Origin of the sequence: Hydrogenophaga sp. PBL-H3 (assembly GCF_010104355.1) — a bacterium.
Lineage (GTDB): Bacteria > Pseudomonadota > Gammaproteobacteria > Burkholderiales > Burkholderiaceae_C > Hydrogenophaga.
This window is the reverse complement of sequence record NZ_CP044973.1, coordinates 91,979-113,269: the sequence shown is the minus strand read 5'-3', so window position 1 is coordinate 113,269 and position 21,291 is coordinate 91,979. Positions and strand designations below refer to the sequence as shown.

General features: G+C 59.6%; 28 protein-coding genes. 4 read left to right on the top strand and 24 right to left on the bottom strand.

What is annotated here, in order from left to right; all coding sequences use genetic code 11:
* Nucleotides 1–410: 410 nt before the first annotated feature.
* The 13 genes from F9Z44_RS21110 to F9Z44_RS21050 all read right to left on the bottom strand — a co-directional run bounded on the left by F9Z44_RS21110 (nucleotide 411) and on the right by F9Z44_RS21050 (nucleotide 10,890).
* Nucleotides 411–887, bottom strand: coding sequence for a hypothetical protein (locus F9Z44_RS21110; RefSeq protein ID WP_159608936.1), 477 nt, complete (start codon nucleotides 885–887; stop codon nucleotides 411–413).
* A gap of 54 nt (nucleotides 888–941) precedes the next feature.
* Nucleotides 942–1,880: a DUF4189 domain-containing protein gene (locus F9Z44_RS21105; RefSeq protein ID WP_236574444.1), complete on the bottom strand. Its 939-nt coding sequence runs from the start codon at nucleotides 1,878–1,880 to the stop codon at nucleotides 942–944.
* 109 nt (nucleotides 1,881–1,989) lie between these two features.
* Nucleotides 1,990–2,220 (bottom strand): hypothetical protein, encoded by a 231-nt coding sequence (locus F9Z44_RS21100; protein ID WP_159608934.1) that lies wholly within the window; start codon nucleotides 2,218–2,220, stop codon nucleotides 1,990–1,992.
* A gap of 85 nt (nucleotides 2,221–2,305) precedes the next feature.
* A complete protein-coding gene (locus F9Z44_RS21095) occupies nucleotides 2,306–2,509 on the bottom strand; it encodes a putative motility protein (protein WP_236574442.1) in 204 nt (67 codons plus the stop codon).
* 124 nt (nucleotides 2,510–2,633) lie between these two features.
* Nucleotides 2,634–3,866 carry a DnaJ C-terminal domain-containing protein gene (locus F9Z44_RS21090; RefSeq protein ID WP_162147768.1) on the bottom strand — a complete coding sequence of 411 codons (1,233 nt, stop codon included), beginning with the start codon at nucleotides 3,864–3,866 and terminating at the stop codon, nucleotides 2,634–2,636.
* Nucleotides 3,867–3,936: 70 nt separating this feature from the next.
* Nucleotides 3,937–4,254 carry a type II toxin-antitoxin system Phd/YefM family antitoxin gene (locus F9Z44_RS21085; protein WP_159608932.1) on the bottom strand — a complete coding sequence of 106 codons (318 nt, stop codon included), beginning with the start codon at nucleotides 4,252–4,254 and terminating at the stop codon, nucleotides 3,937–3,939.
* 95 nt (nucleotides 4,255–4,349) lie between these two features.
* Nucleotides 4,350–5,564: a DnaJ C-terminal domain-containing protein gene (locus F9Z44_RS21080; protein ID WP_159608931.1), complete on the bottom strand. Its 1,215-nt coding sequence runs from the start codon at nucleotides 5,562–5,564 to the stop codon at nucleotides 4,350–4,352.
* Nucleotides 5,561–5,968 (bottom strand): hypothetical protein, encoded by a 408-nt coding sequence (locus F9Z44_RS21075; protein WP_159608930.1) that lies wholly within the window; start codon nucleotides 5,966–5,968, stop codon nucleotides 5,561–5,563. Before F9Z44_RS21075 ends, F9Z44_RS21080 begins: the two co-directional genes overlap by 4 nt.
* 31 nt (nucleotides 5,969–5,999) lie before the next feature.
* Entirely contained in the window at nucleotides 6,000–6,776 is a 777-nt protein-coding gene (locus tag F9Z44_RS21070; RefSeq protein WP_159608929.1) for a DnaJ C-terminal domain-containing protein, read from the bottom strand.
* A gap of 167 nt (nucleotides 6,777–6,943) precedes the next feature.
* Nucleotides 6,944–7,615, bottom strand: a complete 672-nt coding sequence (locus F9Z44_RS21065) for a uracil-DNA glycosylase (RefSeq protein WP_159608928.1) — start codon at nucleotides 7,613–7,615, stop codon at nucleotides 6,944–6,946.
* A 46-nt stretch (nucleotides 7,616–7,661) separates the two neighbouring features.
* The gene (locus F9Z44_RS21060) at nucleotides 7,662–8,399 is read right to left on the bottom strand and encodes an NUDIX hydrolase (RefSeq protein ID WP_159608927.1); all 738 of its coding nucleotides are present in this window, start codon (nucleotides 8,397–8,399) and stop codon (nucleotides 7,662–7,664) included.
* Between the two features lie 188 nt (nucleotides 8,400–8,587).
* On the bottom strand, nucleotides 8,588–9,286 hold the full coding sequence (locus tag F9Z44_RS21055; protein WP_159608926.1) for a hypothetical protein: 699 nt from the start codon (nucleotides 9,284–9,286) through the stop codon (nucleotides 8,588–8,590).
* 50 nt (nucleotides 9,287–9,336) lie between these two features.
* Nucleotides 9,337–10,890, bottom strand: a complete 1,554-nt coding sequence (locus F9Z44_RS21050; RefSeq protein ID WP_159608925.1) for a tyrosine-type recombinase/integrase — start codon at nucleotides 10,888–10,890, stop codon at nucleotides 9,337–9,339.
* Nucleotides 10,891–12,152: 1,262 nt separating this feature from the next.
* On the opposite strand from F9Z44_RS21050, the gene F9Z44_RS21045 reads away from it, so the two are divergent.
* The 4 genes from F9Z44_RS21045 to F9Z44_RS21030 all read left to right on the top strand — a co-directional run bounded on the left by F9Z44_RS21045 (nucleotide 12,153) and on the right by F9Z44_RS21030 (nucleotide 14,895).
* Nucleotides 12,153–13,493, top strand: coding sequence for a plasmid segregation protein ParM domain-containing protein (locus F9Z44_RS21045; protein WP_159608924.1), 1,341 nt, complete (start codon nucleotides 12,153–12,155; stop codon nucleotides 13,491–13,493).
* Nucleotides 13,494–13,516: 23 nt separating this feature from the next.
* A complete protein-coding gene (locus tag F9Z44_RS21040; RefSeq protein ID WP_159608923.1) occupies nucleotides 13,517–13,867 on the top strand; it encodes a hypothetical protein in 351 nt (116 codons plus the stop codon).
* 147 nt (nucleotides 13,868–14,014) lie between these two features.
* On the top strand, nucleotides 14,015–14,425 hold the full coding sequence (locus F9Z44_RS21035; protein ID WP_159608922.1) for a hypothetical protein: 411 nt from the start codon (nucleotides 14,015–14,017) through the stop codon (nucleotides 14,423–14,425).
* Nucleotides 14,426–14,535: 110 nt separating this feature from the next.
* On the top strand, nucleotides 14,536–14,895 hold the full coding sequence (locus F9Z44_RS21030; protein ID WP_238407299.1) for a hypothetical protein: 360 nt from the start codon (nucleotides 14,536–14,538) through the stop codon (nucleotides 14,893–14,895).
* Between the two features lie 139 nt (nucleotides 14,896–15,034).
* Here the strand turns inward: F9Z44_RS21030 and F9Z44_RS21025 are convergent, their stop codons facing one another.
* The 11 genes from F9Z44_RS21025 to F9Z44_RS20975 all read right to left on the bottom strand — a co-directional run bounded on the left by F9Z44_RS21025 (nucleotide 15,035) and on the right by F9Z44_RS20975 (nucleotide 21,117).
* Nucleotides 15,035–15,889: a hypothetical protein gene (locus F9Z44_RS21025; RefSeq protein ID WP_159608920.1), complete on the bottom strand. Its 855-nt coding sequence runs from the start codon at nucleotides 15,887–15,889 to the stop codon at nucleotides 15,035–15,037.
* A 285-nt stretch (nucleotides 15,890–16,174) separates the two neighbouring features.
* The gene (locus F9Z44_RS21020; RefSeq protein ID WP_159608919.1) at nucleotides 16,175–16,528 is read right to left on the bottom strand and encodes a hypothetical protein; all 354 of its coding nucleotides are present in this window, start codon (nucleotides 16,526–16,528) and stop codon (nucleotides 16,175–16,177) included.
* Between the two features lie 189 nt (nucleotides 16,529–16,717).
* Nucleotides 16,718–16,993: a hypothetical protein gene (locus tag F9Z44_RS21015; RefSeq protein ID WP_159608918.1), complete on the bottom strand. Its 276-nt coding sequence runs from the start codon at nucleotides 16,991–16,993 to the stop codon at nucleotides 16,718–16,720.
* Complete coding sequence (locus F9Z44_RS21010) at nucleotides 16,990–17,604, bottom strand: hypothetical protein (protein WP_159608917.1); 615 nt, start codon at nucleotides 17,602–17,604, stop codon at nucleotides 16,990–16,992. Before F9Z44_RS21010 ends, F9Z44_RS21015 begins: the two co-directional genes overlap by 4 nt.
* 237 nt (nucleotides 17,605–17,841) lie before the next feature.
* The gene (locus tag F9Z44_RS21005) at nucleotides 17,842–18,045 is read right to left on the bottom strand and encodes a hypothetical protein (RefSeq protein ID WP_159608916.1); all 204 of its coding nucleotides are present in this window, start codon (nucleotides 18,043–18,045) and stop codon (nucleotides 17,842–17,844) included.
* A gap of 366 nt (nucleotides 18,046–18,411) precedes the next feature.
* Entirely contained in the window at nucleotides 18,412–19,017 is a 606-nt protein-coding gene (locus F9Z44_RS21000) for a DUF7007 domain-containing protein (RefSeq protein WP_159608915.1), read from the bottom strand.
* A gap of 136 nt (nucleotides 19,018–19,153) precedes the next feature.
* Nucleotides 19,154–19,300 carry a hypothetical protein gene (locus F9Z44_RS20995; protein WP_159608914.1) on the bottom strand — a complete coding sequence of 49 codons (147 nt, stop codon included), beginning with the start codon at nucleotides 19,298–19,300 and terminating at the stop codon, nucleotides 19,154–19,156.
* A 20-nt stretch (nucleotides 19,301–19,320) separates the two neighbouring features.
* Nucleotides 19,321–19,758, bottom strand: a complete 438-nt coding sequence (locus tag F9Z44_RS20990) for a hypothetical protein (RefSeq protein WP_159608913.1) — start codon at nucleotides 19,756–19,758, stop codon at nucleotides 19,321–19,323.
* Nucleotides 19,759–20,062: 304 nt separating this feature from the next.
* The gene (locus tag F9Z44_RS20985) at nucleotides 20,063–20,335 is read right to left on the bottom strand and encodes a DUF5983 family protein (protein WP_159608912.1); all 273 of its coding nucleotides are present in this window, start codon (nucleotides 20,333–20,335) and stop codon (nucleotides 20,063–20,065) included.
* A 128-nt stretch (nucleotides 20,336–20,463) separates the two neighbouring features.
* The gene (locus F9Z44_RS20980) at nucleotides 20,464–20,673 is read right to left on the bottom strand and encodes a hypothetical protein (protein ID WP_159608911.1); all 210 of its coding nucleotides are present in this window, start codon (nucleotides 20,671–20,673) and stop codon (nucleotides 20,464–20,466) included.
* A 69-nt stretch (nucleotides 20,674–20,742) separates the two neighbouring features.
* Nucleotides 20,743–21,117, bottom strand: coding sequence for a hypothetical protein (locus F9Z44_RS20975; RefSeq protein ID WP_159608910.1), 375 nt, complete (start codon nucleotides 21,115–21,117; stop codon nucleotides 20,743–20,745).
* Nucleotides 21,118–21,291: the final 174 nt, after the last annotated feature.

Below are 21,291 nucleotides of genomic sequence, written 5' to 3'. Positions count from 1 at the left end.
TGGGAGCTTGGTGTCCCTGCGGGTGGTGGTGGTGAACTGCTGACAGCGCCGCAGCGTTAAAGCTGTGACTGTTGGGTGAGGTCTGAAGGTTGAAGAAAACCTTCAGACGACAGCAGCCCCAAAGGGCAAGCGTGTTGCCTGAAGGGGTGAGGTTTGAATGCAGTCACGCGAAGTGAGAGCACACGTTTGGTGTGCACGGGGCACACAACTGCCGGTGTTACGCAGCAGCCTTTTCCGACATCGTCGAGAAAGACCGGATCACCCATGGCGCGTTTGCTGGCTCAGATGCGCGCGTGGATGCTCGGGTATTGCCCGTCGTGGGCAGGATTGTCGATGCACTCGCGAGTGCGCGTCAAACGAAACAGGCCTGCGCGGGGTTTGAATCCGCGTAGGCCTGCTGTTGAGTGGGATCAGATCGGCTTGCCTGGGAACGGCATGGAGCCGCGCCAGTGGCGTTCTTCTGGTTTGTCCGTGCGACCGATCCACCACTGCTCTTCATCAACCTGTCGCTTGAGCGTTTCGGTCTGGTCGGGGTAGCTGTGTTTCTGGCGCTCGGCCTGCACGCTGTAGGAGCAGGCAATGATGGTCTCGAAGAATTCGTCGAAGGACTTGCCAGTGTTGATCTTGCGTCCTGCGAGTGCCTTTTCATCTGCGCTCAGGTTGCGGCACTTCAGGTCCTCCACCTTGAAGCTGGTGTACTGCCATTGGTGACCGTCACGCTTGGTGCGCCATGCCTGCATGTGCTGTGCGGAGGGAACCATCTTGGGCGTGGGCTCAGCAACCGAGGCCACCTGGTCGCAGCCGGCGAGCAGAGCGACCATCGACAGGGCCAGCGAGGCGAACAGCATGCGGGTTGAACGTGGGTGAGATGTGGTGGTGTTTTTCATGGGAGATGCGTCAATATGAGAGTGGTGGTGTGAAGGGTTCGAAGTCGTGCAAGGTCAGCGTCCGCAGTTGCTGGTGTCCAAAGCCCACTTGAAGCCATCGTGTTTCATCTGCGCGGTCCATCGCACGATCCTGCCGTCGCCGAACCTGCTCACGCAGCTGGCGTTCGTGCAGGTGGTCTCGCAGGTGTATTGCTCGGTGGTCCGCGACGTGGTGCGCGCGGTCTTAACCGGTGCGCTCGACTTCACGCGCAACCTGGCGGCGCGGTTCTTCTCGGCTTGTGCTGCCAGTGCTTTCATGGCGTTTGGGGTGGGTAGGGACTCGTCGTTGCTGACTTGCTGAGTCACCTTGCAGTCATCGGGCTTGCCGGGCAATTCCGCGCAGCCTTTCATGGCCCCAGCGGCTGCAGCTTCGCGGCCGGTGGCAACGGAGATGTAGCTGAGCTTTGCTCGCTCGGACGCTGCAATGGCCACGTGCCCTTTGTGAGCGTCATTGCCCACGATGGCGCAGGTGTTGGGCGCGGACGATTTGCCCTTGCAGTCGGCCATGGCCTGCTTCTGGGCTTCCTCGGGATCCGTGATGTTGTAGCGCACCCACGAGCCCCCGTCGCTGTTGGCCACGGCGAGCCAGACGGCGCCCTCGTCCCAGGCAGCGGTGCGGAGTTCACACCCCTTGTAGTTCTTGCGGCAACCGACCTTGGCGAGGTTGTTGGCTTCGCTGGGGTTTCGTGCGTAAGCTGCGTGATAGCCATCCTTGCCGACATAGACGACAAACGCCCCGCCGTTGGCGGCTTCGATCAGGACATAGCAGGGCAGGCCCATTTTCTCGCAGCCCTTCACTGCCGCTTGCTCGGCCTCGCTCGCGCTGCCATAGCCGGTCGAGGTGTGCGTCCCAGAGTCTGCGTTTGCGGCCACCGCACCCCAGGCCATGCACAGGGCGGGCACCATCAGGAGTGCACCCATCACGGCGCGCTTGAGGATCAGTTGAAGGTTCATGTGTTCACAAAAAGTTGGTTTATGGAGATGCCATCTGATGGCTTCGAGAAATCGGTTTTCCTGCACTCAGGCTACAGAAGGTCTTCGACTTTTCAAGGGGGTATTCGCATCAAAGGTCCGGCTCGCGGTGGGCCATGGTGTTCACGCAGTTATCGTTCAGGGTGACGTTGCGAACTACGGAAGGTTTGCGCCTTGCCTGCCGGGATGGCGCCGCCGCATTCAGGATCTGGCGCTGGTGCATGGGGCGAAACATGGCCCACGTGTAGTGAGTCTTGCCTGCGGTGAGTTGGACTTCATACACGCCCTCGCCCGTGACTTCCGCGCGGGTGGATGGGAGCAACAGTGGAGCCTTCGCAGCGTTGGATTGCGTTCGCCGTTTTGAGTTGGGCGTTTGCTTCTCTATCGGCAGAAATTCGCCGAGGCTTTCAGGCCAGCAGATTGAGCTGAGTGCCCACACTGCCACTGGTGGCCAACGGCAGGTTGCCGGTGACGCTCTGCAGCAACGAAAGCGTGCCCGCGCCCTGCATGTCCATGGCCTTTTTCATGACGGCCACTTGCACTTCTTGAGTGGTGTTGGCCTGTTTGGCTGCCTCGACGGCACCAACCATTGCTGCGGGAGAAACGTCCACTTTTGGTCCTGGTGAATGGAGATCCCTCTCTATCGGTTGAATGAGGGAGATCTTGATCCCACTGGCAGCCCCGGGTGGCCCCGACGAATGAAACTTGCTCACCTTGCGCCTCGCACAGCACTGCTCACGGCATGCCCGGGGCCTTCTTCTTCCGAGGGGGCTTTTCAGGAAAACGCGTGGCCTGCGTGCCGTGGGTCCAAGCCTGCATGGCCTGATCCCACTGCTTCAGGAATGGATGCATGTCCTCGCTGGCCAGCTTATCAACCGCCTGGCGTTGCTCCTGCGTCAATTCCCCGAGCGGAAGCGGCATCATCTGGACCAACAGGTCACCGCGCACTCCCTTGCCCTCTGGCGTTGGCCATCCTTCACCTTTCACATACACCTCATGAGCCATGGACGGGAATCGCACCACCCGGGATCCGTCTAGAAGCGGCACAACCACCTCGCCCCCGGCGATCCACCGCCAAATTGACACCAGAGCGTTCACTTCCAGCACGCCATCTTCGTTGAGGTGGAGGTAATCGTGGGGCAGCACTTCGATGGAGCAATGGAGCTCGCCTTGCAGGTCGGGGCTGCTGGACTTGCCGCCCATTCCGAATTGAACGAGAACGTCTCCTGTGCGTGCCCCGGGCGGGGTTTTGATAACTGTGTTCCATTTGCGCATGGCGCCGAGGCCGTTGCCCTCACATGCTTTGCAACTCTCAAAGATCTGCCCGTGGCCTCGACAGGTTGGACACTCGACATTGGCTGAGCTCCACCTTTGGCTGTAGGAGCGGTCGGCTCGGATGGCGCCGGCTCCCCGACATGCTGTGCACTGGCGGCCATGGCGACTGGAGCGGCCGTCCCCCCCGCAGGTAGTGCAAAGGTCCTGTACCTCACCCTCCAGTTCTCGCACCGTGCCAAAGGCGGCCTCAAACAACGTCAGTTTGAGCTTGCGTTTGATGTTGCGCCCGCGTTTGCCGGGCACAGTGCCGCCGTAGAACTGCTGCCCTTGCCAGAATGGGTCTTGACGTTCTTGGTGAGCAGAGCGCCAGGGGCTGGAACTGCCTGAAAAGTCGAATGGGTTGCTCGAGGCGCCAACGCTGTTTAGATGCACCGTTGCAAAGGCGGCTACGACCTTGATGTCGTCAAACTCGCGGTCTGCGCTGCCAACGCAATCCTGGAACAACTTGAGCACACACTCCCAGGCGAGGTTGATGCGAACCATGCGGGTGGCGGCACTGGTCGAGGCATTCTTGTCGGGGTGCCAGACCATAGCCAGGCGCCTGTACTGGTGCCTGACATCGCCCAAGGTCGCCTCCTCGGTGAGTTCGAGTGCAGTTAGCGCCTCTCGGATGGACATCTGCGGCTTGTTCACCTGCACCTCACGGGCGTGTTGAGGATCGCAGGATACAACGCGAAAACAGCCTACGGCCCGCCACCTTTTTTCAACCCCTGCGCGCTTGCTTTCCTGATGCGATGCCGGGAGTAGTGCGATCTTGCAGCTCGGCCCGTGGTGCGTTGTCTGTGACGCTCGTGGGCGAAGGTGGCGCAGTGATGCTTTCTATTGCCTCTTGCAGATCCTTCCGCACGCCGGGCGTGTTAAAGATCACCAGCATTTCCTGCAAGGTTTCCCATTCTTTTTGAGAGACGACAACTGCGCTGCCTTGCTTGGCCCTGAGGAAGATGGGGTTGGCCGATTCGTTGGCCTTCTCGACCAGCGAAAACAGGTCCACCTGTTGAGGGGTGACTTTGAGAACGTTCATGGTGGTGTTTCTGATGAGCTTTCACCATCCTACGCCCCGAGTTTGCTTTGTTGGGGGCTTTTCAATAGGGTTGTTTGGAACTGCACCGGCCCGCCTCACCCTGCGCGGCCGGCCCTTTTCGTGGCGGTTCTCTTCTTTGGTTTGATTTCGCCAAAACGGCTCTCGGTTGAGCCCAATGTCCAGTCGCGCATGTCATCGTCCCATTTCGTGATGTGGGAGTTTTCCTGCTCCCTGGCCATCTGCTCGATGATCTTGCGATGCTCGGGGCTCACCTCGTTGGGCTTGAGGGGATCGAGCTGAACGATCAGATCACCGCGCTTGCTTGGATCTCTGCGAGTGGGCATGCCTTCACCTGCAACAGCGATGTGTTGTGCGTGGGCAGGGAAGGAAACGAGGCGAGAACCATTGAGAAGCGGGACCACGACATCGCCCCCAATCAGCCAGGTCCAATATGAAACTGGAACAATGACCCACAGGCTGTCATCGCCCAGTGCGTCGGCCGGGTCGGTGATGCTGAACAGCGGGTGATCGAGGATCTCGATGGAGAGGACAAGGTCGCCGTGGAGGTATTTGCTGCTGGATTGGCCGCCCTTGCCCTGCATCCGAACGACCCCCTGGTGGTGAGCACCCGGGGGGATGGTGACTTGCTCAGACCACTGGCGTATGTGCCCATGGCCGGAGCCCTCACACGCTGGGCATTTGTTTTCCTGGTAGCCGCTTCCCGCGCACGCGCTACAGCGTTGCGACATGGACCCGTACCTGTGTCTGGGGTTCGTGAAAATCCTGCCTTGCCCCCTGCATGGTTCGCAGAACTGGTGTGGCCCTTTGCGCCCCGAGCCACCGCAGCGTGAGCAGTTGTCGGTGACTTCCCCCTCCACCGTTCTCTTGCAGCCAAACACCGCCTCGAAAAGTGTGATTTTGATTTTGCGGGTGATCGTTCGCCCCCGCTTTGCGTACACCGGTTCGGTGTTGTTTCGCCTGGATCCACCAAAGGGTTGGTCATCGGTGAAGTGGTCTTCGTAGCCGCGCTGGCCAAACCCATCGAAACCACCGAACCCGCCTTCGGCGAATCCTTGCCCGCTGTCGTGTGTGGAGTACCCGGTATACGGCGTGCTGAAAAACAGGCACAGCACCTCGTAGGCCAGATTGATGCGCACCATGCGCGCGCCGGCCCCGGGGGTTTTGTTCTTGTCGGGGTGCCAGAGCTTGGCCAGACGCCGGTACTGGGTCTTGACCTCGGCGAGAGGCAAGCCTTCCGTGAGTTCGAGCTCACGATAAGCCTCTCGGTGGGACATCTGGGGCTTGTTCAAAGGCGGCTCAGAGGGATGTTTAGGACAGGAGGATACAACGCGTGAGCACCCATCTGGCCAGCCCCATCGTGGGCCGCCCCGTTCTCGCGGTTCACGCTTTTGCGGCGGCCTGGGGCTTCGGGAAACGCCACCATCTGCCCTTCTGTGCGTCGTTGCGCGAACGTCGCGGTGGCAGCGCGGTCCTCATTCCACTGGCCACCGATGCACGTCCACCCCAGCGAGAGCAGGATCTCGCTGGGGTGAGTGTCTTTGGTGTTGGTGGTGTTCTGCAGCAGCCACTGGATGGCATGAGGGCTGCAGGCGCTCGTCCACGCCTTTTGCGCAGCTTGCATGCGCTCAGAGCCCGACTCTGTTTCCAACATCCCAGTAATGGAGGTGTCTTGCTGCGCCATCGCGTTGCGCAAGTCCTGCCTGAGACTGACAAAAAGGACGGCCCTACGATGTGGGGCTCGTATCTTTCGTCTTCTGCTGCTGTTTGGGTTTCTTCTTGGGTTCGGGCGGGAGGTAGCGTGATTCTGCGGAGCCCTGCGCCCACTTCTCTATCTCCCTGTCCCAACTGGTCAGGTCTTTGTTGCGTTCGTCGCGTGCCATCTGTTCGAGGAACTTGCGCTGCGCGACCGTCAGGCGAAAGTCCTGAGGTACCAGATTGACGATCAGGTCTCCCCGTTCGTGGGAGCCCAGCTCCTTGGGCCAACCCTGTCCCGCGATCCTGATCTCGTGGTCCATGGACGAGAAGTCGACAAGCCTTGCCCCGTCGAGCAGTGGGACCATGAGCTTGCCGCCTACCAGCCATGTCCATTGCGAGATGGGTACGTAGGCATCCAGGCGGCCGCTCCTGGTCAGGCGGAACATTTCATTCTTTTTGATCCTCACGCAGAGGACGAGATCCCCATGCAGGCCAGCAATCCCGGTAGAGACACCGAACCCGGGAATGCGCGTGCGACCGTCTTTGAGGCCCACCGGGAGCTTGACTGCCGTAGACCAGTAGCGGCTGGCGCGACGCCCCGTACCTCCACAAATCCGGCAACTCATATTGGCTCCAGCACCCATGCATTCACCACAGGGGTCTTCTATCGTTCCTTCAAGGTCAATCTCGCAACCGAACGCTGCCTCGAACATCGTCATCTCCACGCTGATTTCAATGTCCCAGTTGCGCTGTGCGACCACCAACGCGCGCAATGTCCCCAGGTGAGGCGTGTCCGGTGTGTTCATTTCGGCCTTTGTTTTTTATCAATCGTTCAAGGGTGAGGTGTTCAATCCAGCGCCCTGCAAAAGAGGCCTTGCCGGTGATGGGTGAGCGCTGCGTTCACACACCTACCGGCGCTGACATGTCGCACAGGCGCTGAAACTTGTGCATGACGCGTTGCATGCGCGTGTCCTCAAAAGAGCGGGCCTTGCTGCGATGAGGCCGCACCGATGTCCGGCAGTTTGTAGATACGCTGCATGCCAGCGCGAAAGTCTGATGTGCCGCCGAAGCTGGGATGGCGCACGCGCTCCACCGGCGCGCCGAACTTGGCCCCGTAGCGCGCGGCGTCGTCTCCGATCGCAATGATGCTGCGGATACCGAGCCACTTCACCAACTCCGCATTGAGCTCATCAACGAGGCGAAGCTCTCCGGCCGTGAACTTGCGGTTCGTGAACGGGGCATCCACTTCGTGGGGGTGAAACGGAAACACGTTCCAGAGCAGCGGGGGCACATCGAGGCGGTCCAGCAGGCGCCAGATCTCTGCGGCTGTGCGCTCTTTCATGACGGGCCCGGTGGTGACTTTGGCGGCCTGGGCGCCCGGGTACCGGCGCGCGACGGAACTGAGGTGCTGTTCGTCCGTGAGGGCCAGACCGGTGCGCCGCCCGCCACGGTGGCCCAGGTCGCGCCCCATCCAGATGGTGTCCACCCCCAGCGCCTGGACGGCATCGAGGTAGCTTTGAAGTGAGTTGCGCCGGCTCTCGGCGGCATGGGCCTGGTCGTGCACCCCGCACTGGTCGGCATAGGGGTTGAACACGTTGGGCAGGCGGATCGATGCCAGTGCCTGAACAAATTTCTCTGCGTTCATTTGATGTGTCCTGTTCTGAGTTGCAGATAAGCCGCGATGTCGGGTCTCACGCGCGCACCGGCGCCGGCATGTCGCACAGACGCTGGAACTTGCGCATGACGCGCTGCATGCGTCGGTTCTTGTGGGTGGCCAGCGCTCGCAGGGGCTCCCAGCGCGCGTTGTGCACTTCCTCAAGCTGCGGGGTGAGCGCGCTGGTGGACTCGGCCATGGCCAGGAACAGGAAGTCGTGGTGCAGGTGTGCCTTCTCAGCCTTGGCAGGGTTGTCCGGGATGCTGTGGGTGTCGATGTCGAACACCGGTGGGTTGCTGTCGCCGTCGAGCCCCTGCTGCAGGTCCGGCAACGCGTGAAAGTTGCTTTGCCACGGTTGGTTGAGTGGGACACCCTTGATCTGGGTCACACCGGTTTCCTCGCGGACCTCGCGCGCCGCGGCTGCCCACAGGCTGGCATCGCGCTCGAAGTGGCCACCAGGCACCAGCCACAGGCCGCTGGCTTTGTGGTGCACGAGAAGTGCGTGCAGTTCGCCATGGGCATCGGGTGCGAGCACCAGCGCGCTGGCGGTGAGGTGGCCGAACATGTTGGCGCGGCTGAAGAGGTCGCGCGCGCCGGGCTTTGCACTTCGTCTGAGCTGGCGACCCAGCGCTGCCAGGGAGGTGTTGTAGCCGTGCGGGTGCAGGTCAAAGCTGGAGAGGGGGCGCGACCAGTAGGCATCGATCTGGGCGCTGGCCTGCAGGGGCAAGGGCGGCAATGACAGCGGCAATGACAGCGGGTTGTGCGTGGGGCTCATTCGGTGACTGGCTTCATCGGGTGTGAACACAGCTTGCCATGTGGTCGCCCGAACTCAATGGGGTCAACCAACCGGAATTCATGTGTTGGCACAAAGTTGCTTTTTCTGCCGGTCTACCAGATTGAGAACACCCATCCAGAGCCGCGATCCGCAGTCAGGCCAGAGCCGGACGCCAAACCACCTGCGGGTCAGTCCCAGTCGAACTCAAACGTGTGTTCGCAAAGTCCGCCGGTTGTAAAGCCGCTTCGCACCAGCATGCAGTTCGGGATGCACGCCTTGATGGCGGCCGATGCATGGTCATCCTGAATTGGCACGATGAACATGCCTGTGAGCGCGAAGGCACCATCACCCAGGGTGTGCACACCGATCCCGGTCAAAAACATCGGGTAGGGGTAGCCCAGGGCGCGCGTGGTGTCGGCCACCTGAAAGACGCTTTTCCCTTCCTCAGGCACGACGGATGAGAAAACCACGGCTGGAAGCGGGTGGCGGATGCACAGCTGGCCTGTCTTCTGAACGGCGCTCATGCTCTGCGGGGTCTTCGCGCTCACCCGGGGTGCTTGCAGCTTCGGGATGACAAGTCCCATGGCGCTTGGCGATCGCATCGTTTCACGGTCATCCGCATAGATGACGCCTGCGATGTTCACCCCGCGCGCGTTGTACCGCCGAAGTTCCTTCACGGCATTGGCCACCAGCACGTCGATGTCACCGGCACTCAGCCTCACCGGTCCGGCTTCCTCGAGCGACCTTTCGATGAGGTGGGTTCGTCGAGCCCAGTCTGTGTCGTTCGACTCAAACCGCTCTACCGCGCCAGCCACGCCCTCTTCAGCTGCAACGTTCCAAAACAGGTAGGCGGCGAAATCTTGGAGATAGGATTCCTGCGGTGTCATCGGTTCCTCGTGCGTGTTGATCCACCGATGTTATCGGCTCAACCCCACGCTCACCACCCGAACACCCGGATGAAGCCGTCGAGCGCAGGATCCGGATCGGAACTCTTGAGCCAGCTCTTGAGCACGATCTGGCGCTGAACCAACTTGTTGAGTTTGGCTTCCAGCGCTTCGGTCCGAGCGGCCATCCCCTGCAGGCCGTCGCCCTCATCCTTCATGCGCACGGTGATCTCGATGTACTGGCCGCTGCTCAGACCCTGCCCCAGTGCGGCGCTGCCGGTGAGCCAGGCGATGTCGGCTGCGAACTCACGGAACACATTGGCCACGTTGGATTGCTCCAACACGTCGACCAGGTTGTTGAGCAGCATGCGGGACTCACGGGTCATCTTGCCGCCTGCGATCTGGAAGCGCGAGCCGTTGTAGGCACTGGAGATGGACGGACGTGCATGGCCCAGCGCCCGTGACACTGCCAATTCGGCTTGCTCCACCGCGCCCAGGCGGTCTTCATACTCCTGTTGGGTGTGGACACCTTCCACCGGTGGACGCAGGCCGGAGATCTCCTCGTACAGGTTGGCTGCAAACTCGTGACGCAGGCCGTGGCCGGTAACCCCCAGCTGAGCCTTGGTCACTCCCACCTTCCTCATCACGGTGTAGAAGCGGTCTTTGGCCTGCTGCACGGTTTGGCGCTTGCGCAGCAACACGCCGCGCGGGTGCATCTGTGCCGCGATCTTGGCCTCCTCCACCAGCTGGCGCTGCAGGGCCGCCCGCACGGGGTCGCTCGAGTAATCCACAAAGCGCACGCGCCCGCCTTTCGCTCCGTCCAGGATGAGCAAGCGCCGGGGATCGTCGGTGGCATTGGGTTGCCAGTGCAGGACTTCGTTCAAGCGCATGCCGAACAGAACCTCACACTTGAGCTGGATGCCCACGAGCGAATCCTCGGCATACACATCCTTGACGACTTGGTGCGGGTCGACGCCCTTCATGGACCAACTCTTGCTGGTGGTGGCCACCTGCGTTCTGCGCAAGCCGCCGTGGTCGATGCCCTTCTGCGCGAGCATGTCGTACAGCTTGACGGCCTTGGGCAGTGCATCCTCCTTGCCCACCAGCGTGAAGAACTTCCTCAGCGCGCTCAGCTTGGTCTGGATGGTTGCGGCCGCCTGGTCTTCATCCTTCCAGTAGGAGATGAGCGCGACGGCGTGCTTGCCGCTCAGGTCGCTCAGGTTCTGGATCGGCATCCCGATTTCCTTCAGCTGGGCGACGGCGCGCATGAGGTTGTCGCCAAAGTCACTTCTCGTTTTGTCACTGACCTGCCGTGCGCGGCCAGTCGCGGCTGGCATGCGCGTCTTCTCCATGAACTTCGCCACCTGGCGTTTGATGTCGCCGCGGTACCGGGCCACGACCTCCTTGAGCAGCGCCTCGCTCAGGCCCGCACCTGCACGCCGGCGTTGTGCGCTCAGCTTTTCGCGCTTGGCCTGCGCACTCATGCTGGCATTGACTTTCTTCGCCTCTGCCCTCTCACGAGCAAGACGGGCTTTCAGGCTCTCGCCCTCGCCCGGCCCGCCCTCAGGCGAACCATCCTGCTGTCCAGTGAAATCATCATCGCGCATGGCTTTCATTCCTTATCACGTAAAGCAACTTTTTCAAGGGCTGGTTGAGCACCTGCCCACCCGAAACCCACCTGTGGGGCTTCACCTGTGCACCCTGCAAACGAATTGCAAGCCGCTCGCACAGATCAAGCCCCATCGCCTCAATAAACCAACTTTTCGCCCGCGCCTGGTGCAACAGCGCAATGCACCCCACCTCTCGCGAACCCCTCTCTCACACGTCCCTGCTCTATCCACCCCTGTTCAGGCCCAGAGGCACGGCACACCCAAGTCAAATCTGATTTCGTCTTTAGCAACATCTCCTACCCAGCAATGATTTCTTGCGTGGATTCCCTCTTGCGAGGGCAACTCAACGCAGTGATGCGCGTTGAGAAGGGTTAACCGCACGCCAACACAGGCGCACAGGGTCGAGAGGGCGACCACCCGGGAAGTAGCTGTTCGCTACCCAATCTCTCTCACTTCACCCCCGGACTTGGTCGGAGGCGCCAGTGACAATCTATGTCCCGCATATACCCAATTACGCCGTACTGGCTCCCGACTAAAGAGTCAGGCGGTATCGCTCGTTTGCTGCCGCACCCCAAGGGGCCCGGCTCACAAAATCATGTCGTGGTACGTGAGATAACGATTCCGCTAACGCGGCCACACAAACGCCATCGCAGGGGATGACGCTTGCAGGTAGGCCTGTACAGGCCGTGGATGTTGTTGCTAGTGGGCAAGGTCAAAAAACTGACTTCACCACTTCCGTTCCGCATCAAGGGCTCGGCTGCTGGTCACACTGGACCGGGCAACGAGGCCAGTTAAGGCTCGTTGTGTTGCTACATGCACATGGCTTGCAGCAGGGGTTCCTCACGGTGGAGGTTGGATGGAGTTACCCATCCCGAAGGCGGAGGGAACTAGCCCCTCTGAGATGTCACATGGACATGCACGGAGCGAAAGATAAGCGGCCCGACCACAGGCAGCAACCCAATCCGGCCAGTTTGTTGTGAATAACTCGTTCTCAGCGGTCGCCGGTTCAGAACCCATTATTTGTTCTGTGCCCGTTTCACTACTGGTGACTTCTTCCGGAAGCCTCATTCCATAAGCCCTGATCATCACTCTGTGTGGGATCCCGGATGGGGCAAGACGGTGCCAATGCCTGTTGACAACTGAGTCGATCGGGGGCGGACTGCAGCCGGAAAGAGGGTATGGAAACGACTGTGCCCCCTTCTTGTGGGTGATCTAGATGCGCTGGTGGGCGTCGCAGGCCCATTCCAGGGGTATCCAGGTTGATCAAGGAAGCGGAGGCCTCGGCGCTGCCGATTTCCAGAGGTGGTCTTGGGCAGGTCTTGAGACGGTTTGCAGACTTATCCAAACACGATTTCGCAGAGGAAAAGCTATCACCGGGCTCTTGGGACGGTTTTGAGACGGTTTTGAGCATGTTTCCAGACTCTTCTCTTCCAAACTGGCCGGAACGGTTTGCCACCTGTGGAGGCCGCCAACAGAATCCACTGCAGCACAAGGTCGTGCAGGAAAAAACATGGAGAGTTCCTATGCAGCGAGATATGAAAGTGGTGAAAGTGGACGCACGCGCAATTGACGTCGGCTACTTCAACGTCAAGTACACCAACGGTCGCAAGGCCTACGAGGGAATGAACCAGATCTCAACGCATCTCTTCCCTTCCCTCGCGCCGCGCGTGGCCACGAATCGGCGGATGTCGGACTCCACCACTCTTCGGGCAGATGGATGCATGGTCGAGGTGGCTGGCGTGACCTACTTTGTGGGGAAGGATTCGGTTTTCCAGAGCACGGGTAAGGAGCCACGCAGTGTGCTGCCCAACTACAGCGCCAGCGACAAGTACCTTGCCTTGATGCGAGGTGCGCTGAACTACATGGCAGAGGACGCGGCCGCTGAACATGAACTGGTGATCGACCACTTGGTCCTGGGTTTGCCGCTCAACAACTTCAGCGAGTACCGCGACGCGTTGAAGGAGCGTGCCTTGGGAGAGCATTTGATCGGCCAGGCATCAGGAGGTGGTCCGTTCAAGCGGGTGACAGTCAATCACGTCACGGTGATGGTCCAACCGCAAGGAGCGCTGTTGAACTTCGGCGCTCAAAATCCGCAGTCCGGCGCGCGCAAAGGTTGGACGCTCGTCGTGGATGCCGGTGGCGGCACACTGGATTGGTTTGTCTCGCAAGGTCGTGTGCCCAACTGGGCTCGCTCCGGCGCGTATCCCAAGTCGATGCTGGCCTGCGCCTATGCCGTTGCGGATCAAATTGACCCGGATTACAAGAACCAGTTTGAAGTCATCGAGATCATTGACGAGGCGATTCGCCATCGTTCGGAGTCGTTCAAGCTCGCCGGCGACGAATACCAGATGAGCCAGTTCCAGAGTTCGATCGACGCCGTGCTCCGGGAGTCGGTCGACGCGATGCTCTCAACAATTGAAAGCACGGCCGCGGTGTCAACCGTTCTGATGACGGGTGGCGGAGCAAAGGTCTTTCAACTCTTCATTGCCAAGCACCATCCGAAGCTCGCCAAGATCATGGAGTTGGATCCAGACTCCGTTTTCTCCAACGTTCGTGGGTTTCAGATCGCCGCCGAAATCGCCCACCCCGGCAAGCGTTGATCAACAACTGATTGGAGTCGAAGATGGCAATGCAGCCCAAAGACAAGGATCTGGAGATAGAGGCAGGCGGAATCTTGATCAAGATGACTGTCCAGCCTTCGATGGGCGATGTATTCGACTATCTCAACTCTCTGCCCGCGAGAGCGCGATTCCGCGAAGCGCTGTATCTGCTTCGGGTTGGCTTTGACATCCGGTCGGGTGTTGTGCAGCACCAGGCGGCTGCCTTACCGAGGGCGGGCATGGTCTCTCACCAGTCAACAGCCAACGAAGGATTGAGCACACAAGCGGCAACGCAGTTGAGGTCGAGTGACAACGAGAACGTGACCAGGTTGTACGGCGAGGATCTCACCAGCTTCCTGGAGCCGCATTCCTGACTGCTTCGCTCAACCCCGTTCGCAGCCATGCGAACAAGAGGCCGGGTTCTCCCGGTCTTTTTTTTGGCCAAGGCGAAACAGGCCCTTGACACAGACCTCTTCTATGAGAATCTATGTTCATCCCAACCAAATAGTACGGTGAACAAGATGAACAACCCAACCAACGCCACTCTCTCCGCAAGCAGCTTTCGCACCCACTACGAAGCCTCCTACGTGCCCACCAAGATGTTCAAATCTACTGCCACCGTCCGCCCCAAGGCCGCCGTCGTCAAAGCCTCCAGCAGCCGCCATTGGCTTCTTGACTCTGACGAAGGACGCGACTTGCTCAAGCTGAAGCTCAAGCGTGAAGTGCCGGGCACGAAGACGTCGGTGTTCGGCAATGACGAACATTTGGATGCAGATCTGGACCACATGATCGACCTGCTGGGCCTGCGTAACTGGGCAAAGCCAGTGGGCTTCATTGCCAAGATCGGTGCTTTCTTCACGCTCGTGAAGTTTCACACTGAGCTTTCGCTGGGCTACTCCGCTCCTTCGTTCCGTGGCATTTCCCGGGGCTGAGCTATCGCTGCCGAAGTGCACGTTCCCGCCGCCACCTAACGACCGTGGGCAGACGTGTAGGGCCAAACTGATTACCAACCCACCTTTTGCCGCTTCATATGCCCTACGCCGTGGATATCGACATGTCGTTTCAGTTCTACCCGCAGCGCTCGGAGCCGGACGGTCCTGCCGCCGCGGCTGCCGAAGGCTCGGACACAGAAGCTCGGCATTGGCTCTTGGGAACAGTTTATGGGCGCGATCTACTCAAGGCAGCGCTGCGCCAGGAGCGCCCGGATCTCGTAGTGCCCGAATTCAAGACGGCGCTGCACCTCGATCCACAACTGGACGAGATGATCGACAAACTGGGCCTGCGGCACTGGCTGCGGCCTACCAGCTTGGTCGACCGTGCGAACTATCTACGCGTTGTCATGCGCATGGTGATGGCCTTGAGCGCGGGTCAGGCCGTCGATGCGGCGGCGTTGGCCATGTAGCCGGGTCGCGGACATCCAGTGGGCGGCGTATGCAGTACCCACAACGAAAAAGGCCCTGGACTCATGAGTCCAGGGCCTTTTTACTTTGTGCCTACACCCCACTCAACCGCAAGGGTCGGAGTGAGTGCGGCGTTGACGCTCAGACGAGCGCCGGCGATGCAGCCATTTTCGGTTTGGCCGCTGCCTTGGTGATGGTGATTGTCGGCTTGAGCCAGCGGCCGTCATCGATCGCATCAATCAGCACAGGGCCCAATTCCGGGAAGTGAACATCGGTGATGGTCTGCGTTTCCCCGAACTGGTAGTCGGTGAGTTCCACCACGTAGGTGTCTGCTCCGCGGTCGTACTTCACAATCAGTTGGCCCTTGAACTTCGTGCTGCTGATGTCCATCGAGATCCCCGGCGCGACGCGGCAGGAGTCTTCTTCGGGTGGATCAATGAACGCGAGGTTTTTGGCGCCTGCATCCACCAACACGTTGACCGTGCGGCGCATGCCGTTGTTGACTGCCGTCTCCTCCATCTGCCGCAACATGTCGAGCAAATAGGGATTGGACACGACCGGGAATTCGCTGCCGCGGGGGAAGCTGTGCTCCAGGTAGCGGTCTTCACCGGCCACAGGAAACTTGGTCTTCGCCCCGGTCAGCATGAAGGAACGGCAGCCGTCGACCGCTGGGTCGTCGGAGCCGTCAGCTGGTGAGCCATCGAAACGACGCAGCTTGTAGAACTTCATGTCGATGGTGTCACCGATCGCCACCTCCTGGCTGAGCAACTCCGTGCGCAGAACTTTGAAGGTCGAAGCAGTCAGCTTGACCAGCGTCCAGCCTTCTTTTTGCTCGACCACCTTGCCTTGCGCATCGGCCCCGAAGGACACGCCGCCGAGGCTGTTGTGAGCGACTTCGCCTGTGAAGCTGGACCACTTGTACTTGCGGATGTTCTTGCCCAAGAAGGCGGGAGCATTGTCGCGAGCGAACGTGTCAGCTTGAATTTTGAGTGTCATGGTTTTCTTCGAAGAGAAACCAGGCCCCTCCCCTTCCGGGTTTGGGGCCCGGAGGGTTGATGATGTTTTGGCGCCAGGTGGCACCCTTTGAAAGTTACTTCGTGAACGAGTCAGGTTGAGACCGCCGGTGCCGGAGCGCCAAGGGCTTCGAGCCAGTCCTGGCAGAAGGCCGACCCCGAAACACCGTGTTCACGCACGTGGCGAACTCGGGTCATTGGGATGTTCATCTGCTGGGCAAGCCCCCGAATCGTCTTGTTGTTCTGCCGCATGAGCTGGCGAACCGTCTCAGGCGCCAGCCGTGTCGAGCTCATGCGTGGGCAAAGCAGCGTGAAACTGCTTGGGCACAAAATCGTTGATCGGCCAGTCGTACTTGGCGGACATCTCCTGAGCGTAGGCCTTGGCCAACGCATAGGAGGGGTGATCGCCAATGCACTCCACGCCACCTTGCTTGCAGTGCAGGTAGGTGGAGATGAAGTTGGGTGAAACATAGTCGACTTCAACGCACGTTCCTTGATCCACTTGTCCCGACAGAAAGTCGCGGACAGGATGAATCTCGATGGCGTCGTATCGACTAGGGTCGCCGGCGATGATCTCTTGATCAAATCGGTCGTCTGCGATCTGGGTGATTGAGTTTTCCATGGTGTTTCCTGAAGCGGGAACACCTGCCCCAGCGGGTGGTGTTCCCGGTGGGTTCTGATGAAGGCTGTCACGGGGACAGCGAATGCGGCGTGCCGGATTCCTTCAGCCCCTTCGGTGGAGAAGCTCAAGGAATCCACCTGGCCGAAGGGCCAAGTGGAAGCACTGGTTGCAGTCCTTCGCTGCGATTCGTCACTGCATGAGTGTCGGGATCACAGGCGTCGGCGTGGTCTGTACAAGAAGCCAATCGCGATGGGTGCGTCTTGCCTCTTGGAGGAAGTCGCGCAGATCGGTCGGCTGCCCGCCCAGGTCTTGTTCTATCGGCACGACCTTGATCAGGTAGCCCTCGGGGGTCTCAACCTGCAGGACGTTGGCGCAGTCTTCTGCAAGCAGAGTCATGCCCCAGGCGTCGATCATGCCGGGTTTCACCACCAGGGTGCGCGGGGGAGCATTCCAGGAGGTCATCATGCGATGCACTCGTCGTCCTGGAGTTCTTCTTCGTGCATCAGGTCTTCACCGTTGAAGGTCACCGCAATGACCGGGGTGAAGATGCTGCCTGTCAGATGGATCACTTCGTGGACAGCGATGCGCCGAAGTGCGATGCGATCAAGGTGGGTGAGGTGGTCCTTGGGGCTGTCCGAGAAGTAGATCACTCGGCCCTTGAGTTGACCCTTCACCCACTCAGTGGTGGGCCAGACGCTGGCAAGGTTGGTCGACTTGTTTTTCATCACGAAGCCATTCTTGACCTCGTAGTTGAACGTGCTCATCAGACTTCTGGCCTTGGCCAGATCAATCTCCTGTACGGAGGTCGGTGTGACCACGTACAGCTTGCGGGGGCCGTCCATGCTCAGTGCGGCATCCGCTTCTTGGCAAACGCGTTTGTCGATGTGCAGTGGGTACAGGTGGGTGCCAGAGTCGCGCACGATCCACAGGTAGGTGATCTCCTCGCTGAAGGTGCGACGAAGCTCATGGCGGTCGTGTTTGTAGAAGTCGTTCTTGTATGCAACGAGCAGAGGGAAGCCGGGGGCCTCGATCACTGCGCGCATGTTGTTGAAGACGACATCGGAGGGGTGGCTCATGGTGATCTCAAAAAAAGAGGGACACCAGGCCCCCATGGGGCAGCTGGGGCCCCAATGGGTTGATTGACTGACAGCACAAGACTGTCCAACGGTAAAACCGAGTGATGAGATTGTGCGCGACGTGCGTGCCGAGGGCAACTTGATCCGGCCAATGAGAGAGGAGAAATAGGAGGTCGAGAAACAGCAATAGCCCGCGACTTTAGAAGCCGCGGGCTATTGAGGGTGACCAGTGTTTGCTCAGGCCAAGGTCGGCTGGCTGCCACCGAGGAAGTTGCGAACAGCTTCACGGACGGCATTGCCGCGCTCTGTCACCAGTGCCTGCATTTTTGCAGCTGGCGTGAGGCGGTTGAACCAGACGACATCTTTGGCGGGAACGCCGGCCTGTACAAGGACCGACGCGGCAAACGGCTCACGGATCGACGCATTCTTGGTCGTGGACATGGAACTCTCCTAAGGGTTGTCGGGCACGTCGCCCCTTCTGGATCCTGCAAACGAAGCAAGACCCACAAGGAACGACGCGGCCGACAAGGAGAACCACATCACGTGTGGCGAGGCACGACTGGGGGCCAGCGTGCACTCTGTTCAAACACTGCGGACAGTGAGAGAACTGTGTTGACTGCTATCTGGTAGCAGCGGACTGGTCATAACGACAAGTCAAAGTTGACTGCAGTTAGGAAACTGCACAAGGTGTAAACACCGTGGTAAGCCTGAAGTTTAGCGCAACGAGCCAGAGACCCACAAGTAAAAAGGCCCAGTTCACATGCAGTGAGCTGGGCCATTCGTGAGAGATCCGACAACTTGCGCCGGTTAGGAGGCTGCCGGTGTTGTTTCGGCCGCTTTCATGTACGGGAAGCTCTTGTCTGGGCTCCATCGTGGGTAGTCGTCGAGCACCAGTTCATGAGGGTTCACATATTGTTCCTTCGGAACCAGAAAGCCTTGGTGTGCACCGTCGGATTTCCTGTAGCCAGAGGCGTATACAAAACCCTTCGGCACGTTCCACGTTGTGTCGGAGAACGCAGAGCTCACCGTGAATTTGTTGGCCAAGCGCAGATCTCGATCGCGCTGGGCAAGCGTCGACGATTCCTCAATGCTGAGCGTCACGCCGAAGTGCGCCATGTACTCATCTGGATACCAGTTGGCCGCTGTTGTCTTGGCGCTCTCGCGCACCCGTTCCTCGAAGAGGTCTGGAAACGCCAGCACAACGAGAGACCAGTGGGAGTCCTCTTCGTACCAGAGGAATCCGCCTTCATCGATGCCGTTGGCCAGGTGCGCGGGCATCTGCTGACTTTTGTGTACGCCGATGCCGCCATGTGAAGGTGTTGAGACCCTGAGGACAGTGTGTTCCTTGTTCAGGAAAGTCACGTCATCAGGCCTGTCCCACGGGGTCGTGGTGATTTTGGGAATGGTGTTCATGGGAAAGTTGCTCTGTGCCCCGACACGCGCGCCATGCCCCCACCGGGACAAGATGCCCGGATCGGGAGGTTGAAAAGGGTGTGAAAAAGGCCGCAATCGGTTGCCCGATGCGGCCTGTGGTTGCCAGACTGGTTGTTCAGTCGTAGCGGGTGGCCATCAGCTCCAGGCGGTGCTGAGCCAAGCGGTTTCGCTCAGCCAGGACCTTGTTGGACTTCTTCATCCACAGCCAGCCGGGAATCAGGCAAATGATCGCGGCGAGCATGGTGAGTTGAATGGCGTTCATGGCAAGTTGTGAGAGTGCTGTCATGTGATGGTTTCATTGTAGGCATCAACACGCACGGGCGCTGAGCGACTACTCGGTGGTTTTGTTCCATTGGCGCGAGCCAGTTCATCGCGAACGATGGACCGGACAGTGCCAGCGGTCTTGCGGTGCAGGCTTGCTGCGGCCAAAAGCATCTCGCGGTCCTTCTGCGCATTCAGTTGCACCAGGCGGTCAACTGCAGCGAGAGAGAACACGTGAAACGCCGCAAACCATGAGAAGGTGACGAACCAGGTGAACAGCTGCGTTTCGTCGCCGGCCAAAGCACCAACGGCCGAGCCGATGTATGCAATGTTCAGCAGCGAGTCACGCAGCAGTTCGACCTTGATAGGCTCGCTCAACACGGCGTCAGCCCAGGCCGCGATGCGGGCGCCGAAGCGATGCAAAACGGCCAGGACACCGACCACCACAGCGGGGGCCACAACGGTGAGTTCTTGAGGGGCTTCTATTTTGGACTCCTGTGAGATGTGAAATCTGCATAGGAGCCACCCGCTGGGTAGATCCCAGCAGGGTGAAGTTGAATGCGTCCACGAGGGACGCTACGTCGCGAAGGCGAAGTGCGTGTAGTGTCGTGGCGCCGCCCAGCCGCCGCAACCCGATCAGGCCACCATCCACCGGTGAGGGCTTGGAGCAGACAAGAAAAAAGGCCGCTGCAGTTACCCGCGCGGCCTCTCTCTTCTTCTCCCGACTTTTCCCGATGGGGACCGGTGTCGAGCCGGTGTTGCGTCAATGGCTGGCCAGCTGGTCGATCACATCGACATCGCGGTCAAACATGATCCATTGCATGTCCTGCGCTGCCGCAAGGCGGATGCAGGCGGCCACGTCTTCGGTCAGACCCTCCACGAGTTCTTCAAGCAGCTGTGGCTCGGGTACGTAGACGAACCAACCGTACTCGCCCTTTTCGAAGGCCGAAAGTCGTTGGAACGCGTCAGCGCCCTTCTCGAGGGTTGCTTGCGCAAGATGTGCTGTGCTCAATGCGAGCATGCGGTGAGTTTCCATGGTGGTTTTTGTGCGTGAGCTGGAACGTGGCAGGAAGCCTTTCGGCCAGCATGTGTAAAGAAAAAGCCGCCCCAGGTTGTCCCCGGGGCGGCTTGTTGTTGTGAGCTTCTGGCTCGTGAACGCAGCGCTTACGCGGCGTGCGCTCTTTTGTCCTCGATGTCGTTCTGGGTGCCCAGTTCGATATCGTCATCCAGAGATTCCAAACGGCGGTTCTTCTCCGCCAACTCCTTGTTCGATCGATGCAGCAAAAAGCAAAGCGGCGTCGCCGCAACTATGCCGAGGAGCATGATGATCTTCAAAGCGTCAACGTTTGACATGATCTGTTGTGTGACTTCCATTGTGTTGTCCTGATTGTAGGGTGGACCCTACGGTGCGCCAAGTGTTCCGTGCACCGCAAGGCTATCTTTTCAGATTGTCTTGCGGCGACGCTGTTTCTTGACGGGCTGCATGAGGCGCTGCGCAGCAGACGTTTCCAGCTTCTGGAGTGCCGCAACGCGATACGCCAGAGCAGTTGAAATCGCGGCAAACAGTGCAAACCACAGGACGGTCACGAGGTACAGGAAGCTGTCCTTTTCGGTGTATCCCACCAGAGCAGCAAAACCAGCACCGACCCACGACAGTTCGTGCGTGATTTCTTGTAGCCGACCTACCAGTACAACGGATTCGAGGACGGCTTGCACCGTCCTTGTCCGATATAGCAGTGGAACAGCGACAAGCAGCACCATGGATGCAGCGAGCAGACCAGGCGCGAGAGCGACCAAGACAGTGATATCAAAGGTCATGTGTACTCCTTTCTTTTTCTTGTTGAAAACCTGAAAGGAGCACCCCTGTTGGGAGTGATCCCAGCAGGAAGGTTGATTGCGTGCAATGACACGCTTCTTTCGCGAAAGCGAGAGGTGGGTGAAGGATGAGCGAAGTGAGCCTGGCGCGCAACCCAATCAGGCCAGTCGGCGTTA

What these genes read in the sequence shown, in the direction of transcription:
- F9Z44_RS21110 (WP_159608936.1), bottom strand. Translation starts at nt 887, where the DNA reads ATGAAAAACACCACCACATCTCACCCACGTTCAACCCGCATGCTGTTC.
- F9Z44_RS21105 (WP_236574444.1), bottom strand. Translation starts at nt 1,880, where the DNA reads ATGAACCTTCAACTGATCCTCAAGCGCGCCGTGATGGGTGCACTCCTG.
- F9Z44_RS21085 (WP_159608932.1), bottom strand. Translation starts at nt 4,254, where the DNA reads ATGAACGTTCTCAAAGTCACCCCTCAACAGGTGGACCTGTTTTCGCTG.
- F9Z44_RS21070 (WP_159608929.1), bottom strand. Translation starts at nt 6,776, where the DNA reads ATGAACACACCGGACACGCCTCACCTGGGGACATTGCGCGCGTTGGTG.
- F9Z44_RS21065 (WP_159608928.1), bottom strand. Translation starts at nt 7,615, where the DNA reads ATGAACGCAGAGAAATTTGTTCAGGCACTGGCATCGATCCGCCTGCCC.
- F9Z44_RS21060 (WP_159608927.1), bottom strand. Translation starts at nt 8,399, where the DNA reads ATGAGCCCCACGCACAACCCGCTGTCATTGCCGCTGTCATTGCCGCCC.
- F9Z44_RS21055 (WP_159608926.1), bottom strand. Translation starts at nt 9,286, where the DNA reads ATGACACCGCAGGAATCCTATCTCCAAGATTTCGCCGCCTACCTGTTT.
- F9Z44_RS21050 (WP_159608925.1), bottom strand. Translation starts at nt 10,890, where the DNA reads ATGCGCGATGATGATTTCACTGGACAGCAGGATGGTTCGCCTGAGGGC.
- F9Z44_RS21040 (WP_159608923.1), top strand. Translation starts at nt 13,517, where the DNA reads ATGGCAATGCAGCCCAAAGACAAGGATCTGGAGATAGAGGCAGGCGGA.
- F9Z44_RS21035 (WP_159608922.1), top strand. Translation starts at nt 14,015, where the DNA reads ATGAACAACCCAACCAACGCCACTCTCTCCGCAAGCAGCTTTCGCACC.
- F9Z44_RS21025 (WP_159608920.1), bottom strand. Translation starts at nt 15,889, where the DNA reads ATGACACTCAAAATTCAAGCTGACACGTTCGCTCGCGACAATGCTCCC.
- F9Z44_RS21020 (WP_159608919.1), bottom strand. Translation starts at nt 16,528, where the DNA reads ATGGAAAACTCAATCACCCAGATCGCAGACGACCGATTTGATCAAGAG.
- F9Z44_RS21015 (WP_159608918.1), bottom strand. Translation starts at nt 16,993, where the DNA reads ATGATGACCTCCTGGAATGCTCCCCCGCGCACCCTGGTGGTGAAACCC.
- F9Z44_RS21010 (WP_159608917.1), bottom strand. Translation starts at nt 17,604, where the DNA reads ATGAGCCACCCCTCCGATGTCGTCTTCAACAACATGCGCGCAGTGATC.
- F9Z44_RS21005 (WP_159608916.1), bottom strand. Translation starts at nt 18,045, where the DNA reads ATGTCCACGACCAAGAATGCGTCGATCCGTGAGCCGTTTGCCGCGTCG.
- F9Z44_RS21000 (WP_159608915.1), bottom strand. Translation starts at nt 19,017, where the DNA reads ATGAACACCATTCCCAAAATCACCACGACCCCGTGGGACAGGCCTGAT.
- F9Z44_RS20995 (WP_159608914.1), bottom strand. Translation starts at nt 19,300, where the DNA reads ATGAACGCCATTCAACTCACCATGCTCGCCGCGATCATTTGCCTGATT.
- F9Z44_RS20985 (WP_159608912.1), bottom strand. Translation starts at nt 20,335, where the DNA reads ATGGAAACTCACCGCATGCTCGCATTGAGCACAGCACATCTTGCGCAA.
- F9Z44_RS20980 (WP_159608911.1), bottom strand. Translation starts at nt 20,673, where the DNA reads ATGGAAGTCACACAACAGATCATGTCAAACGTTGACGCTTTGAAGATC.
- F9Z44_RS20975 (WP_159608910.1), bottom strand. Translation starts at nt 21,117, where the DNA reads ATGACCTTTGATATCACTGTCTTGGTCGCTCTCGCGCCTGGTCTGCTC.